The following is a 15,361-nucleotide window of genomic DNA, read 5'->3' as shown; positions in this document are numbered from 1 at the left end:
ATCATCCTAGGAGTAGTGCCGGGCAAGCCGGATCATGCCGTCTTCAATCGAAACTTCGGGCTTCCAGTCCAGCACTTCGCGGGTTTCGCGCTGGTCAAACCAGTGCGACGTCGAGAGCTGCTCGGCGAGGAAACGGGTCATGGGCGGCTCGTCATGGACCAGACCCCGCCGACCGGCCACCAACCAGGCCTTCTCGATCAGGCTTCCGGCGCCGCGGGCAACCTTGCCGGGAACGCTCCAGCCCGGTGCAGCCACTCCTGCGGCTGCACAGATCCCGGCGATCAGTTCCCCTACCGGCCTCGGCTGCCCGTTCGTCACCACGAGGGCACGGCCCGCCGCAGCATCCATCCGCTCCAGCCCGCGGACTATGGCAGCCGCGGCGTTGTCGATGTATGTGGTGTCAATCAGCGCAGCACCGGCATCCAGCAGCGGCAGGCGGCCGGACCGGGCACGGTCGATCACGCGTTCCACCAGCTGCGTGTCGCCGGGACCCCAGACGATATGCGGGCGGATGGCCGTGACCCGGAAACCGGAGGAGTTCTGCGCCAGCGCAATGAGCTCGGCCTGGGCCTTGGACGCAGCATAGAAACCGCGGGCTCGGGCCGGGTCTGCCGTGCCGGCACCGGCGCCGGCAATCGGCTCGCCGAAGTGCGCCACGGACGGAGAGGAGACGAAAACGACGTCACGGACCCCGGCCGCCTGCGCGGCCTGCAGCAGGACCTGCGTACCAACGATGTTGGTTTCCTCGAACTCGTGCCACTCGCCGGTAAAGGAGACCTTCGCCGCGAGATGGATTACCGCGTCCATCCCGTCGACGGCGTGGGCAGCAGCAGCGGGATCGGCAACCGAACCTGCCACGGAGTCCCGACCCGGGACTCCCGGGCGGCGCTGGAAGGTGCGGACCTTGTGACCCTTGGCTTCCAACAGGTCCGCAACGGCACCGCCCAGCAGACCGCTTGCACCGGTGACGAGGACATTCCGGGGAGGCAGGACGGCGGAGCTCATCGCCGTCCCTTGCCCAGGCCCGGCACCGGACCGCCGGCCAGCAGCCGGGAGGCCCAGTCGGCCAACGCGGTGCGGTCGATCTTGGAATTGTGCCGGATATCGGTAGGCATCTGCGGCAGCACCAGTACTGCCGCCAGATCGAGCCCCACCAGCTGGGCCACACGGGACCGCACAGCTGCGGTCAGCCCGGAGGACGCGGTCCCGGCCCGGCGGGCGGGCGGTTCCGTTTCCAGGACGGCGACGGGCACCTGGGCGCCGGTGGGTCCGACGCCGACCAGCGCAACCCTGCCTACGCCGTCGACCGTCTCGGCAGCCTGTTCGGCTGCCACCGGAGTCCGGACCCCGTCCGCAGTGGTGAGGATGTGCCCCAGGCGGCCCTCGACCCACAGCCGGCCCTCGTCGTCGAAGTGACCGACGTCGCCGGTGCGGTGCCAGCCGTCGATGGAGGAACTGTGGCGTTCCGTGATCCAGAGCCGGTCGTAGCGGTCCTTGACGTGCGGGGCACTGACCAGGATTTCACCGGTGCGGTTCGCGACGGTCAGGGGTTTGTCGCCGACCGTGCCGTCCGGGAAGACTTCGGCAATGGCCACTTCGGCCCGGGACACGGGGGTTCCGACGCAGACGCCGTTGCCGGCACCCGCGGCACGGATGCCCTCGAGGCTGATGTCGGTGACCGGCAGTGCTTCGGTCATGCCGTACGGGGTGTGCAGGGACGCCTTCGGCACCAGGTCCTGCACCTGGGCCAGAAGCGGTTCGGCTATCGGAGCACCGGCGGAAAGCAGCAGTTCCACCTGTGCCAGTGCGGCCCGCTGCGCAGCGTCCAGTTGGCCGGACGTGGCCAGCACGTTGGTCAGCGCCGCAGGGGAAGCGAAGATGGTGGTGGCGTCCACGGCGACGGCGGCATCAGCCAGGGCTGCCGCGGTCAGGGTGCGCGGGGAGGTGACGTCCATGTCCGGAGTCACTGACGTTGCCCCCAGTGCGGGCCCCAGCAGGGCGAACGGCGCGAAGCCGGCCACCAGCGAGGTCCCGGCCCGGAGGTTATAGGTGTCCTTGATGGCGTCGCGCATCGCGGCCAGCTGCCGGTGCGTGTACACCACGCCCTTGGCAGGGCCTGTCGAGCCGGAGGTGAACAGTACGGCGGCGTCGGCGTCGGGGTCCGCGGGATACCACGGCGCTTCGGAACCGGAACCGTCGGCAATGAGACCTTCGACGGAATGCCGCACCCCCAGCAGCCGTTTACGGGCCGGAGACAGCTCGGACACGCTGATCCGGGTTCCCGGCCAGCCAAGCGCCCGGGCACCGATCAGCGCCCGGTCGATGCCGATCAGGAACGCCGGACCGGCGCCCTTGATGGCGCGGCCGAGTCCCTTGGTGCCGAGGCCGGCGTCGGCCACCACAATGACGGCGTTCAGTCGCAGGCACGCGTAAATCAGCGAGGTCAGTTCAATTCCGGGCGGAACCAACAGGTTCACGCGGGTTCCGGGACGCACGCCGGCCGCGGCAAGTCCCGCAGCGAGGGCATTCACGCGTTCCGCAAGCCCTGCCCAGGACAAGGTGCGCGGAGCCGTACCTTCGCCTCCGCCCAGCGGTGCCATGTCGACGACGGCGGGGCTCGTATCACGCGCGCGCTCATCAAGCTCGGCAAGCATGGGGCGGAAGGGATCAGTGCGCCGGAGGGCGGAATCCGCAGGCTCTTCGACGGCGGTCCGCAGCCAGGAGAAGACGGGGGAGGCGATGTCGACGTCTTCGGGGAGCAGGTGCCCGGCCCCCTCGAACCGGTGCACGGAGGATTCCGGCAGCCGCTCCAGCAGGTCGCGCAGGTAGCGGTCGGAAAAGACCGGATCCCGAGGACCCCAGAGAACCAGCGAGGGAACGTTGAGCCGGCGGATGCCCTCGGCCACGGTGTTCAGTGCGCGCCAGCTCGGGTGGGAATCGACGGCGGGAATATCGGCAACGAAGTTCGCGACGCCCTGCCGGCGGGCCGCACCGCGGTACGGCAGCGCGAAGGCCTCCCGCACGGGAGCCGGGAGTGCGGGCTGCGCGAGGGAATGCGTGACCCGGATAAAGGCATCGGTGCTGCGCGTGCCCCAGGGGTGGACGGCCGGATGCAGGGCCAGCTTCAGGGCCGGCGGCAGCGAGTAGCCGGCCGGATGCACAGCGGTGTTGGTCAGGACGACACCGGCCAGCTGGCGGCGGTGCCGCAGCGCCCAGCCCAGGGAGATCACGCCGCCCCAGTCATGACCGACAGTGACCACGGGGCCCGTGATCCCGAGCGTGTCCGTGAGGTTGCCGAGGTCGGTGATCCGGTCTTCCAACCGCCGGAAGGCACCGGTGCGTTCGGAGAAGCCCATATCCAGCTGGTCAACGGCCACTACGCGCCACGGCTTGTCGGCGGACGCCCCGGCAGCCAGCAGGGTGCGCCAGAGGTAGGACCAGGTGGGGTTGCCGTGCACGCAGAGCAGGGTTCCGGCCGGTTCAACCCCGGCGGCGGCCAGGTCAGGGCCGTTGTCGAGGATGTGCCACTTGCGCACAGTGCCGGCGACGTCGACGGCGGCGGTGGAGGGAACGTGGACAAACGTGGACCAGGCGGGGTTAACGTCGGGCCAAAGCTCCTCTACCACGCAATCTCCATCATGGTTGTGTTCAGTCCGGAGCCCACGCCCATGCACAGCACGCGGTCGCCGGGGTTCAGGGAACGGGATTCCTGGGCCAGGGTCATCGGCAGCGACGCCGGACCCACGTTGCCCCAGTTCGGGAACGTGATCGGCACCTTTTTCCGGTCCAGGTCCACGGCCTTGATGATGGCATTGGTATAGGAGTTGGACACCTGGTGGGTCACGTAGCGGTCCATGCCGGACCAGTCCCAGCCGTTGCCGTGGGCTTCGTGCCACGCATCAACCACGAGTTCCAGGCCGCCGTCCAGCAGGCCCTTGGTGTCGGTGTACATGCCGTCGATGCCGCCCACGCACAGCTCGTGGTGCTGGGTGCCGGCACGCGAAACCCCGCCGAGGATGCGGTGCGAGCCGGGATGCCGGTCCGCCCGGCCGATGACGGCCGCCGCGGCACCGGAGCCGAGGGTGAGGGTGGCGAATTCCCGCAGGTAGTCGTCGCGGGTGGAATCGGGGGCGTTCAAGCGTCCGAAAGTGGCTTCCTGCACGCCCTGGGAATCTTCGCCGGCCACAATCAGGGCATAGTTGATCTGCCCGGAGTCGATCATGTTGGACGCCAGTGTGATGCCGTTGACGAAGCCCAAGCAGGCGTTGGCAAGGTCGAAGTTCATGGCGGAGGAGGGCAGTCCCAGGCCGTTGTGGATCTTCACGGCTACGGACGGCTCAAGGTTCCGGCGCGTCACCGAAGTGTTGATGAGCAGTCCGATTTCGGAAGCTTCGACGCCGGCTTCGGCCAGGGCCTTGGCACCGGCCTCGGTGGCACCGTCGTCGAACGCGGTGCCGGGAGCCCACCAGCGGCGTTCGCTTACGCCTGCCACCCGCTCAAGCAGGCGCTTGGAGAGCCGCAGCCGCTTGAGTGACGGCTCGAGGCGCTCGTCGAATTCACTGGAACTCATAACCACCGGAGCTTCAACGCTATTCACGCTGAGGATGGCGGAGTTGGAGTGCTGGAAGTTGAAGTTCCCGGTCAAAATGCCTGCCTTGTCTGCTGCTGAACCTATCGCGCTGGCGGCCGCCGTGAAGCCTGCATCCACGCCCTAAAATCATATGACTCTTGTAGAAGCCTACTTACCGGCCCCGCGATTCCGCAGGCAAAAGGCGGATTACGCTCTCCGAGTAGAGCGGAATTTTGACGCTAACCGCGTAGATTTAAGGAATCAACCCCGGCAGGAGAGATTAACCCCCGTGCATCTGAAGACCCTGACCATGCGAGGATTCAAGTCCTTTGCATCGGCCACCACCTTTGAGTTCGAACCCGGTGTGACGGCGGTGGTTGGCCCCAACGGGTCCGGGAAGTCCAACGTGGTGGATGCCCTGGCGTGGGTGATGGGCGAACAGGGTGCCAAGACGCTGCGCGGCGGAAAGATGGAAGACGTGATCTTCGCGGGCACGTCCGGCGCTTCCGGCCGTGCGCCGCTGGGACGGGCCCAGGTGTCGCTGACCATCGACAACGCCGACGGCGCCCTGCCGATCGAATACTCCGAAGTCACCATTTCGCGCACGCTCTTCCGCACCGGCGGATCCGAGTACGCCATCAACGGCAGCCCCTGCCGCCTGCTCGACATCCAGGAACTGCTCTCGGACTCCGGCCTGGGCCGTGAGATGCATGTCATAGTCGGGCAGGGCCAGCTGGACAAGGTGCTGCACGCTTCAGCGGAGGAACGCCGGGGCTTTATCGAGGAAGCCGCCGGAATCCTCAAGCACCGGCGGCGCAAGGAAAAAACCCTGCGCAAGCTGGACGCCATGGCCGCGAACCTCGCCCGCGTCACCGACCTCACTGCCGAACTGCGGCGCCAGCTGGGACCGCTGGGCAAACAGGCCGCCGTCGCCCGCCGGGCCAAGACGGTACAGCAGGATGTCCGGGATGCCCGTTCACGGCTGCTGGCCGATGACCTGGCCACCCTGAGGGCTGCCTACGAAAAGGAAACAGCCGATGAGTCGGCCCTGAAGGCACGCCGCACGGTAGTGGAGGCTGCGGTGGAAGAGGGCCGGAAGCGGCAGTCCGAACTCGAGGCACTGGCTGCGCAGGCCGCACCGCAGCTGAACGCCGCACGGGACACCTGGTACGAACTGTCCTCGCTGCAGGAGCGGTTCCGTTCCCTTGGCGCGCTTGCGGCCGAGCGTGCCCGGCTGCTGGGGGCAGCGGAACCCGCGGCCGGCAGCGGCCGGGACCCGGAACAGCTGCAGGCCTCCGCGGACCGGGTACGCGCGGAAGCTGCGGCCCTGGACGCCGAAATCGAAGACCGGCGGGCACGGCTGGAGGACGCCGTGGAGATCCGCGAGGCAGCCGAAGAGGAAGCGGCTGCGGAGGAAAAGCGGTACGCCGGGCTGCTCCGGGCCGCGGCGGACCGGCGCGAGGGCCTGGCCCGGCTGACCGGCTCGGTGGAAGCCGCCCGTTCGAGGGTGGCCTCGGCGCAGTCCGAAGCGGGCCGGCTGCGGGCCTCGATCACCGCTGCCGAGGAACGCCGTACCCGTGCCCGGGAAGAGTTCGAGCAGCTGGAAGGGTCCGCCGCCGGCGCCGAGGCAGGCGAAGCGGACCTCGATGCCGCGTATGAGGAAGCACAGGAAGCCCTCGAAGCGGCCGAGCAGGAACTCCGGCACCTGCAGCAGGCCGAGCGGGAAGCAGTCCGCGAAACCGAGAACCTCGCTGCCCGCCGTGAGGCCCTCGCCGTCGGCCTGGACCGGCGCGACGGCAGCGCCTCCCTGCGCGGGGCCGGGGTGGACGGCGTGCTGGAACCGCTGGCGGAATTGGTCAGCGTCAAGCCGGGCTGTGAACGGACAGTGGCGGCAGCATTGGGATCCGCAGCGGACGCCCTGGCCGCCGCGGACCTCGACGCCGCGGGCCGGGCCCTGCAGCACCTGAAGGACACGGGCGAGGGACAGGTGGAACTGCTGCTGGGCGGGGCACCGGCCCGGGCAGCGGAACTGCCCGCGGATCTCCCGGCCGGCGCGGTGCCCGTGCTGTCCCTGGTGAGTGCCGATGCCAAGGTGCAGGAAGCGCTGAACGCACTGCTGGGCAATGCCGTGGCAGTCCCCGATCTGCCCTCCGCCGTGAGCCTGGTGGCCGCCGCGCCCGGCGCCGTCGCGGTGACGCCCGACGGGGATGTGCTGAGCGCCTTCAGCGCCCGGGGCGGATCCGCGTCTGCCCCGGGGCTGCTGGAAATCTCCGCCGCGGTGGAGGAAACGGATGCCCGCCTGGCAGCGGCACGCGCCCGGGCGGAGGAAGCCGGCACCGGCATCGGTGAGGCGGCCGCGCGGGTCGAGGCCTGCCGGCAGCGGGCGGACGCCGCGCTCGCGGCCCTGCATGAGTCCGACGCACGGCTGGCCGCGGTAGCTGAACGGTTGGGCACTCTGGGTTCCGCCCTGCGCGCCGCCTCGGGGGAGGCCGAACGGCTTTCGTCCCTGGTGGCGGCAGCAGAAGCCAACGTCGTGGCGGAAGAAGCGAAACTGGCGGCCGTGTCCGAGCGCCTCGCCGCAGCAGGCCAGGAACACCGGCCCGAAGAAGACCCGTCTGCGGACCGGCGGGACGCTTTGGCGCTCGCCGCTGCGTCGGCACGGCAGGCTGAAATGGATGCCCGCCTGGGCCTGCGCTCAGCCGAAGAACAGCTCAAGGCCGTAGCCGGCCGTGCGGAGTCACTGGAACGCGCTGCCGGAGCCGAACGCCGGGCCCGGGCTGCAGCCGCGGAACGGGCCCGACGCCGTGCCGGACAGCATGCCCGCGCGGTTGCCGTCGGCGCGGCGGCAGAAGCAGTACTGGCACACCTGCAGGTTTCCCTGGCACTGGCTGCCGAGGAACGCAGCCGTGCGGAGGAAGCCCGGACCGCACAGGAAGCCGAGCTGTCCGCCGTCCGCAGCGCGAACAACGACGCCGCTGCGGAACTGGCACGGCTCACGGACTCCGTCCACCGCGACGAGCTGGTCCGTGCACAGCAGCGGCTGCGCATCGAGACCCTCGAAGCCCGCGCCCTCGAGGAGCTGGGCATGACCGCGGAGCACCTGGTGGCGAACTTCGGGCCGGACCAGCCGGTCCCGGTGCCCGCCGAGCCGGTCAGCGGCGACAAATGGGCGGCACTGCGCACGCCCGTGGACGAGGACGGCAATCCGCTCCTGGACGGCATCCCGTATGTCCGGGCGGAGCAGGAGAAACGGCTGAAGCGCGCCGAGCGGGACCTGGCGGCGCTCGGAAAGGTCAACCCCCTGGCGCTGGAGGAATTTGCCGCCCTGGAGGAACGCCACCAGTTCCTGTCCACGCAGCTGGAAGACCTTAAGGCCACCCGGAAGGACCTGCTGGACATCATTGCCGACGTTGACCGCCGCGTGGAAGAGGTTTTCACCGCCGCGTACCGGGACACGGCCGAGCAGTTCAAGCATGTCTTCGGCACGCTGTTCCCCGGCGGAGAGGGGCGGCTGGTGCTGACCGATCCGGACAACATGCTGACCACCGGAATCGAGGTCCATGCCCGGCCGGCCGGCAAGAAGATCAAGCGGCTTTCCCTGCTCTCCGGCGGGGAACGCTCACTGACGGCCGTGGCGTTGCTGGTGGCTATCTTCAAGGCCCGGCCCTCGCCGTTCTACGTGATGGACGAGGTGGAGGCCGCGCTGGATGACACGAACCTCGGCCGGCTGCTCACCATCTTCGAAGAACTGCGGGAGTCCAGCCAGCTGATCGTCATCACCCACCAGAAGCGCACCATGGAAGTGGCGGACGCGCTCTACGGCGTGACCATGCGCGGCGACGGGGTCTCCACCGTTATCAGCCAGCGGATCGAGCGCGGGACGGGGCCCGAAGCCGTCCGGAGCTAGGACGCGTAACGGCTCACGAAGTTGCGCAGCACCCGCGGCGGCACGTGCACGGCAGATCCGCGGACGGCGTCCATCACCGTCTCCGCCTCGTCCGCCTCAAAATAGCCGGCATGCCGGTACACGGAGATCCGCGTCAGCAGCCCGGCGACGTCCAGCTCGGGGTGGAACTGCGTGGCGTACAGGTTGGACTTCACCCGGAACATCTGCACCGGGCAGGTCGCCGAGCCGGCAAGGTTCACCGCCCGCGCCGGGAGCTCGGCGACGGCCTCCTTATGCCCCACGTACGCGGCGAAGGTGTCCGGTACGCCTTCCAACAGCGGGTCGCGGCGGCCTTCGGGCGTCAGCCGGACCTCGATCGGGCCCACCGGCTCGCCGTACCGGCGGTCCACGGTTGCACCCTGGTGCCGTCCCAGCGTGCCCACTCCGTAGCAGGCACCGAAGAACGGAAAGTCGCGGGCCACGACGTCGTCCAGCAGCTTGGCCATCTCCGACTCAACCCGCAGCTGGACCGGGGACTTGGACTCCTCGGGATCGCTCGAGTTGAACGGGCCGCCGCCCACAATTACGCCGCTGTAGGAATTCAGGTCCACCGGCGGCATCGGGCCGGCTTCCAGGCGGACCCGGTGCAGCTGGCCCTCGTCAAGCCCGCCGAAGCGCAGGAAAGAGGCGTACTCCTCGTCGGCGGCGTCATCTTCGGCGCGGGTGGCCAGGAGCAGGAAAGGCTTCATTCCTCGATGGTAGTGGGGGCCGGGGCCGCTTTCCGGGCAGGCAGGGTCTCCCGCGCCGTCAGCCAGGCGATGAAGCCCATGGCGGCAATGGCACCGGTGACGCCGAACGCCCAGGAGTAGCCCAGCGAATCGGCGAGCATGCCGGCGAGGATGGGACCGGCAATGGCACCGGTGTCGCTGGCCATCTGGAAGGTGGCCAGGACCTTTCCGCCGCTGCGCCCGTTGCCGATGATGTCGCCCACGGCGGCCTGCTGGGCGGGATTGAGCAGGCCGGTGCCCATGCCGGCGATGACGGAGATGATCAGGAACTCCGGCACGCTGGAGCTGAAGCCCATCAACGCGGTGGCCGCGGCGTTCACAGCCAGTCCAATAAGGGCCAGTGGCTTGCGGCCCCAGCTGTCGGCCAGCCGGCCGGAGAACGTCAGGACGACGGCGGTGCCCACAGCGAAGGCCGTCAGGGAAATGCCTGCCACCTCCGGTCCGGCGGACAGCGCCGCGGCAGCGAACAGCGGAACCAGGGCGTTCCGCACACCGAACGAGGACCAGCCGTTGGCGAAGGAGGACACCAGCGCCGCACGGTACGTCGGATCGCGCAGCGCCTCCGTGACGGTCAGTACCGGCAACGCGGCGGGCTTGGTGTCACCGGGGCCGGCCACCGGACGGGCGTCCTTCAGCCGGAGGAAGACGACGCCGGCGGCCAGCACCAGCGCGGCTGCGTAGACGAGGAACGGAACACGCAGTCCGAATCCGGCCAGCAGGCCGCCGAGCAGCGGGCCGCCGATATTGCCCAGCAGGAAGGAGGAGGCATAGGCGCTGGAAACCCTGCCGCGGATCTCCGCAGGTGCGAGCCGGATGATCAGCGCCATGGCCGAGATGGTGAACATGGTGGACCCGATGCCGCCCAGGCCGCGGAAGACCAGGAGCTGCCAGTAACTCTGCGCAAAGGCGCATGCGGCAGTGGACACGGCCACGATCAGCAGGCCGGCAATGTAGACCGGGCGCTCGCCGAGCTTTTCCAGCAGCATGCCGCCGGCCGGGGCGAACACCAGCCGGGTGAACGCAAACGCGCTGACGATGACGGCGGAAGCCGTGACGCCGACGTCGAAACTCTGCGCGAACTGCGGCAGCACCGGCGCCACCAGGCCAAAGCCAAGGGCTATGACGAAGGCGGCCGCGATGAGGACCTGGATTTCCTGCGGGATTCGGATTCTGGAAGAGCGCACCATGATAAGGCGATTCTCTCAGATCCCAGGGGATCGGATGAGCGGCATGTGAGAAGCTTGGGAGCGTGAATGAGACCCTTTCGATAGTGATCTATGTCCTTGTTGCGATCGCCGTTGTCGGCTTCTCCGCGACACTGCTGGTACGGACCCGGCGTACACCCAAGAGCATGTACCCCACCCGCCGGGACGCCAACGATCCGGTCACCGGAACCGGCGGCGGCACCGACACCCTGGAGGCACCGCCGGGGGAGACCGACGTCGTCGTCCCGGATGACCTGCGTGACCTCGAGGAAGCCCCTGCCCCGCAGGCGCCGACCATCGAAACGCCTGAACCGGTGCAGGGCCGCCTGGCCCGGCTGCGGGCACGGCTGGCGAAATCCAACAACGCGCTGGGCAAGGCGCTGCTGGCGCTGCTCTCCCGCGACACGATCGACGAAGACGTCTGGGACGAGATTGAGGAAACCCTCCTCCTTGCCGACCTGGGCACCGAACCCACCATGGAACTCGTGGACGCGCTGCGTCAGCGGGTCAAGGTCTCCGGCAGCCAGGATCCGCAGGAAGTCCATGCGATGCTGCGCGAGGAACTGATCAAGCTGGTCGATCCGTCCATGGACCGCTCCCTGGCAGTGACCCGCCACGCCGAGACCCCCGCCGTCGTAATGGTCGTCGGCGTCAACGGCGTCGGCAAGACCACCACCGTGGGCAAGCTGGCCCGCGTACTCGTGGCCGAAGACAAGGACGTGCTGCTGGGTGCTGCCGACACCTTCCGTGCCGCCGCCGCCGAACAGCTGGCCACCTGGGGACAGCGCGTAGGCGTACCCACCGTGCGCTCCGAGATCGACGGCGCAGACCCCGCCTCCGTAGCGTTCGAAGCGGTCAAGGCCGGCATCGAGGGTGAAGTCGACGTGGTCCTGATTGACACCGCCGGACGGCTGCAGAACAAGGTCGGCCTGATGGACGAGCTCGGCAAGGTCAAGCGCGTCATCGAAAAGCAGGCCGCCGTGGACGAGGTCCTGCTGGTCCTTGATGCCACCACCGGCCAGAACGGACTGACCCAGGCGAAGGTTTTCGCCGAGGTAGTCAACATCTCCGGCATCGTCCTGACCAAGCTGGACGGTACCGCCAAGGGCGGCATCGTCGTCGCGATCCAGCGGACCCTGGGCGTGCCCGTGAAGCTCGTGGGACTGGGCGAGGGTGCCGACGACCTGGCCCCGTTCGAAGCGGAGAGCTTCGTGGACGCGCTGCTGGGCTAGGCAGGCCACTCGAACGCACAGCCCCGTTTCCCGCAAGGGAGGCGGGGCTTTTGCGTGTCCGGAAACGTTTCCGAAACGTCGTTGTCACGATCCTTTTACCTCAGGGCCGGGTTTGTAACGTCCCGGCAACACCTCCGGGCCCGGACGGAAATCTGGCCCCGGCAGAGTTCGTTGTGCGGGAGATGCCCGCCATATGTGAAGGGACGTGAAGATGGATCTGTCAGCAGGTCACGTCTGGGTAATGGTTTCGGCGGCACTTGTGCTGCTTATGACGCCGGGCGTGGCATTTTTCTACGGCGGCATGACCCGCGCCAAGGCCGCGTTGAACATGATGATGATGAGCTTCGTCTCGATCGGACTCATCGGCGTGGTCTGGATCCTCTGGGGCTTCTCCATGACCGGCGGGAACGGTATCGCCGGACTGTTCGGCAACCCCTTCACCTCCTTCGGGCTGAAAGACATCCTCGGCAGCGAGGACCTCATCACCGCCGGCTACGGGGCTACGTTCGCCATCATCACCGTTGCCCTGATCAGCGGCGCGGTGGCCGACCGGACCAAGTTCGGCGCCTGGGCGGTATTCGTGCCGGTCTGGGTAACCCTGGTCTACTGCCCGCTGGCGTTCATGGTCTGGGGCGGCGGACTCCTCGGCGCCGAGGGTGCCGTGGGCTCCGTGGTCGGTGAAGCCATCGACTTCGCCGGCGGCACCGTGGTCCATATCAACGCAGGCGTGGCGGGACTGGTCCTGGCCCTGATCCTCGGCAAGCGGAAGGGCTTCGGGAAGGACCCCAACCAGCGTCCGCACAACATCCCCTTCGTGATGCTCGGCGCCACATTGCTCTGGTTCGGGTGGTTCGGCTTCAACGGCGGCGCCGCGGGCACTGCCGAAGAAGCGGGGCTGATCTGGATCAACACCCTCGCCGCACCGGCCGCAGCGATGCTCGGCTGGCTCCTGACCGAACGGCTGCGCGACGGCCGCGCGACGTCGCTCGGAGCCGCCTCCGGCGTCGTGGCAGGACTCGTGGCCATCACCCCGGCCTGCGCCAACGTCAGCCCGCTCGCCGCGGTGGGGCTCGGCCTGGTCTCCGGTGTCCTGTCCGCCCTCGCCGTCGGGCTCAAATTCCGGTTCGGTTATGACGACTCGCTCGACGTCGTCGGCGTGCACCTCGTCGCCGGCCTTGCGGGCACCCTGGCCCTGGGCTTCATCGCCCTGCCGGTCGACGGCGCGGGCGGGGGCTTGTTCTACGGCGGCGGTTTGGGTCAGCTCGGCGCCCAGGCAGCAGCCGCGGCAGTGGCCATTGTCTTCTCCGGAGTCCTCACGCTGCTCATCGGCCTGGCGATCCACAAGACCATGGGCTTCCGGATCTCGGAGGAGGACGAGGTCAACGGCGTCGACCTGAGCGAACACGCCGAAACGGCCTACGAATTCGGCGGACTCGGCACCGGCGGCTCCTTCAGCCCCTTCCAGGACTCGGCACGCGCCACCACAACCAAGGAGACGGTCAACTCATGAAACTCGTAACCGCTATTGTCCGGCCGGAAAAGCTTGACGCCGTCCGGGGAAGCCTGGAGAGCTACGGGGTGCAGGGCCTGACCGTAAGCTCCGCCAACGGGTACGGCCGCCAGCGCGGACACACCGAGGTCTACCGCGGCGCCGAATACACCGTGGACCTGCTGCCCAAGGTCCGGGTGGAGATCCTGGTGGCCAATGACTGGGTCAACGACATTGTGGATGTCCTGGTTTCCACGGCCAACACGGGCCAGGCCGGTGACGGCAAGGTCTGGGTGGTGAACGTGGAGGAAGCCCTCCGGGTCCGGACGGGGGAGCGGGGGGACTCGGCCCTCTAGCGCTCCGGCAGCGAAAGGAACCTACCGCCCGGCTGGTGCTCCAGCCGGGCGGTCCTGCGATCCGGCGAAGCGATCCGCCGGGGCAGGAGGGGCGAATAGCGGGACCGGCTTGGTACCCTTAACAGCTGGGCCTGCCAAACATGGCGAAGAACTGACGAAAGAAGTGCGCGGCACGTGTTCAATTCACTGTCTGACCGGTTGACTTCAACCTTCAAGAATCTCCGCGGCAAGGGCCGGCTCACCGAGGCCGACGTCGATGCCACCGTTCGCGAGATCCGCCGCGCCCTGCTGGACGCCGACGTCGCCGTTCCGGTGGTGCGGGCCTTCACCGCTACCGTCAAGGAACGCGCCCTCGGCCTGGAGGTCTCGCAGGCGCTGAACCCGGGCCAGCAGGTCGTCAAGATCGTCAACGAGGAGCTCAAGGGCATCCTCGGCGGCGAGACCCGGCGGCTGCGCCTGGCGAAGAACCCGCCCACGGTCATCATGCTCGCTGGCCTGCAGGGTGCCGGTAAGACCACCCTCGCCGGCAAGCTCTCCAAGCACCTGAAGTCCCAGGGCCACAGCCCGCTGCTGGTCGCAGCGGACCTGCAGCGCCCGAACGCAGTCCGCCAGCTGCAGGTCAACGGTGAGCGCGCCGGCGTCCCCGTCTACGCGCCGCACCCCGGCGTTTCCTCCGAGTTCGAGGCAGCCACCGGCGACCCGGTCGCCGTCGCCCGCCAGGGCATCGAGGAAGCACGCACCAAGCTCTACGACGTCGTCATTGTCGACACCGCCGGCCGCCTGGGCGTGGATGCCGAACTGATGCAGCAGGCCGCGGACATCCGCGCTGCGATCAACCCGGACGAAGTCCTGTTCGTTATTGACGCCATGATCGGCCAGGACGCCGTGAACACGGCGCAGGCCTTCAACGAGGGCGTCAACTTCACCGGCGTGGTCCTCACCAAGCTCGACGGCGACGCCCGCGGCGGTGCCGCACTGTCCGTGGCGTCGGTGACCGGCAAGCCGATCATGTTCGCCTCCACCGGCGAGGGGCTGACCGACTTCGAGGTCTTCCACCCGGACCGCATGGCCAGCCGCATCCTGGACCTCGGCGACGTCCTGACCCTGATCGAGCAGGCCGAGCAGAGCTGGGACAAGGACGAAGCCAACCGGATGGCGAAGAAGTTCGCCGACCAGGAAGACTTCACCCTCGACGACTTCCTCGCCCAGATGCAGCAGATCCGCAAGATGGGCTCCATGAAGAAGATGCTCATGATGATGCCCGGCGCCGCCGGCATGCGTGAGCAGCTGGAGAACTTCGACGAACGCGAAATCGACCGGGTGGAAGCGATTGTCCGCTCCATGACCCCGCACGAGCGGGTAGCACCCAAGATCATCAACGGCTCCCGGCGTGCCCGCATCGCCCGCGGTTCCGGCGTCCACGTCTCCGAGGTCAACGGCCTGCTCGAGCGTTTCGTGCAGGCGCAGAAGATGATGAAGAAAATGGCTGCCGGCGGCGGCATTCCGGGCATGCCCGGCATGGCAGGACCCGGCGGGTTCGGCGGCGCGCGCAAGAAGCAGCAGGCAGCCAAGGGCAAGAAGAAGGCCAAGTCGGGCAACCCGGCCAAGGCTGCCCAGGAACGGGCAGAGGCGGAGGCCCGGCGTGCGGGCGCCCGGCAGGCCCTGCCCACCGGCAGCGCCTTCGGCGGCCAGGAAGCGGACTTCGACCCGTCCTCGCTGAACCTGCCCAAGGGCTTCGACAAGTTCCTCGGTAAGTAGGGTCTGTACCGCACCCCCACACAACGCCGGACTACTCGTCCGGCGTTGTGTGTTTAATGGCGGATGCGTGCCTTCAC

The 15,361-nt window shown here is 68.4% G+C and carries 10 protein-coding genes; 5 read left to right on the top strand and 5 right to left on the bottom strand.

Annotated elements, in window-relative coordinates; all coding sequences use genetic code 11:
* Window positions 1-6: 6 nt before the first annotated feature.
* The 3 genes from N2K99_RS10660 to N2K99_RS10650 are packed head-to-tail and all read right to left on the bottom strand — an operon-like array spanning window position 7 to window position 4,645.
* On the bottom strand, window positions 7-1,005 hold the full coding sequence (locus N2K99_RS10660) for an NAD(P)-dependent oxidoreductase (RefSeq protein WP_227933740.1): 999 nt from the start codon (window positions 1,003-1,005) through the stop codon (window positions 7-9).
* The gene (locus N2K99_RS10655; protein WP_227933739.1) at window positions 1,002-3,626 is read right to left on the bottom strand and encodes an alpha/beta fold hydrolase; all 2,625 of its coding nucleotides are present in this window, start codon (window positions 3,624-3,626) and stop codon (window positions 1,002-1,004) included. Before N2K99_RS10655 ends, N2K99_RS10660 begins: the two co-directional genes overlap by 4 nt.
* Complete coding sequence (locus tag N2K99_RS10650; protein WP_227923699.1) at window positions 3,620-4,645, bottom strand: 3-oxoacyl-ACP synthase III; 1,026 nt, start codon at window positions 4,643-4,645, stop codon at window positions 3,620-3,622. Before N2K99_RS10650 ends, N2K99_RS10655 begins: the two co-directional genes overlap by 7 nt.
* 214 nt (window positions 4,646-4,859) lie before the next feature.
* Between N2K99_RS10650 and smc the strand changes: the two genes are divergently transcribed.
* On the top strand, window positions 4,860-8,477 hold the full coding sequence (gene smc / locus N2K99_RS10645) for a chromosome segregation protein SMC (RefSeq protein WP_227933738.1): 3,618 nt from the start codon (window positions 4,860-4,862) through the stop codon (window positions 8,475-8,477).
* On the opposite strand, the gene N2K99_RS10640 is transcribed toward smc, so the two are convergent.
* Together N2K99_RS10640 and N2K99_RS10635 are read right to left on the bottom strand one after the other, a co-directional pair.
* The gene (locus tag N2K99_RS10640; protein WP_227933737.1) at window positions 8,474-9,205 is read right to left on the bottom strand and encodes a glutamine amidotransferase; all 732 of its coding nucleotides are present in this window, start codon (window positions 9,203-9,205) and stop codon (window positions 8,474-8,476) included. The genes smc and N2K99_RS10640 overlap by 4 nt on opposite strands.
* Window positions 9,202-10,431 carry an MFS transporter gene (locus N2K99_RS10635; RefSeq protein WP_227923633.1) on the bottom strand — a complete coding sequence of 410 codons (1,230 nt, stop codon included), beginning with the start codon at window positions 10,429-10,431 and terminating at the stop codon, window positions 9,202-9,204. The genes N2K99_RS10640 and N2K99_RS10635 overlap by 4 nt, the downstream gene beginning before the upstream one ends.
* Before the next feature lie 62 nt (window positions 10,432-10,493).
* On the opposite strand from N2K99_RS10635, the gene ftsY reads away from it, so the two are divergent.
* From ftsY to ffh, 4 genes are all read left to right on the top strand, one after another.
* Window positions 10,494-11,681, top strand: a complete 1,188-nt coding sequence (gene ftsY / locus N2K99_RS10630) for a signal recognition particle-docking protein FtsY (protein ID WP_227923642.1) — start codon at window positions 10,494-10,496, stop codon at window positions 11,679-11,681.
* Between the two features lie 211 nt (window positions 11,682-11,892).
* Complete coding sequence (locus tag N2K99_RS10625) at window positions 11,893-13,191, top strand: ammonium transporter (RefSeq protein WP_227933736.1); 1,299 nt, start codon at window positions 11,893-11,895, stop codon at window positions 13,189-13,191.
* Window positions 13,188-13,526, top strand: a complete 339-nt coding sequence (locus N2K99_RS10620) for a P-II family nitrogen regulator (protein WP_227923647.1) — start codon at window positions 13,188-13,190, stop codon at window positions 13,524-13,526. Before N2K99_RS10625 ends, N2K99_RS10620 begins: the two co-directional genes overlap by 4 nt.
* Window positions 13,527-13,700: 174 nt before the next feature.
* Window positions 13,701-15,284 carry a signal recognition particle protein gene (gene ffh, locus N2K99_RS10615; RefSeq protein ID WP_227923649.1) on the top strand — a complete coding sequence of 528 codons (1,584 nt, stop codon included), beginning with the start codon at window positions 13,701-13,703 and terminating at the stop codon, window positions 15,282-15,284.
* The last annotated feature ends 77 nt before the right edge of the window (window positions 15,285-15,361 follow it).

Origin of the sequence: Arthrobacter sp. zg-Y1110 (assembly GCF_025244865.1) — a bacterium.
Classification (GTDB): domain Bacteria; phylum Actinomycetota; class Actinomycetes; order Actinomycetales; family Micrococcaceae; genus Arthrobacter_B.
The sequence above is the reverse complement of the archived record's forward strand: the minus strand, read 5'-3'. Positions and strand labels throughout refer to the sequence as shown.

What these genes read in the sequence shown, in the direction of transcription:
- N2K99_RS10625 (WP_227933736.1), top strand. Translation starts at nt 11,893, where the DNA reads ATGGATCTGTCAGCAGGTCACGTCTGGGTAATGGTTTCGGCGGCACTT.
- N2K99_RS10620 (WP_227923647.1), top strand. Translation starts at nt 13,188, where the DNA reads ATGAAACTCGTAACCGCTATTGTCCGGCCGGAAAAGCTTGACGCCGTC.
- N2K99_RS10660 (WP_227933740.1), bottom strand. Translation starts at nt 1,005, where the DNA reads ATGAGCTCCGCCGTCCTGCCTCCCCGGAATGTCCTCGTCACCGGTGCA.
- N2K99_RS10635 (WP_227923633.1), bottom strand. Translation starts at nt 10,431, where the DNA reads ATGGTGCGCTCTTCCAGAATCCGAATCCCGCAGGAAATCCAGGTCCTC.
- N2K99_RS10640 (WP_227933737.1), bottom strand. Translation starts at nt 9,205, where the DNA reads ATGAAGCCTTTCCTGCTCCTGGCCACCCGCGCCGAAGATGACGCCGCC.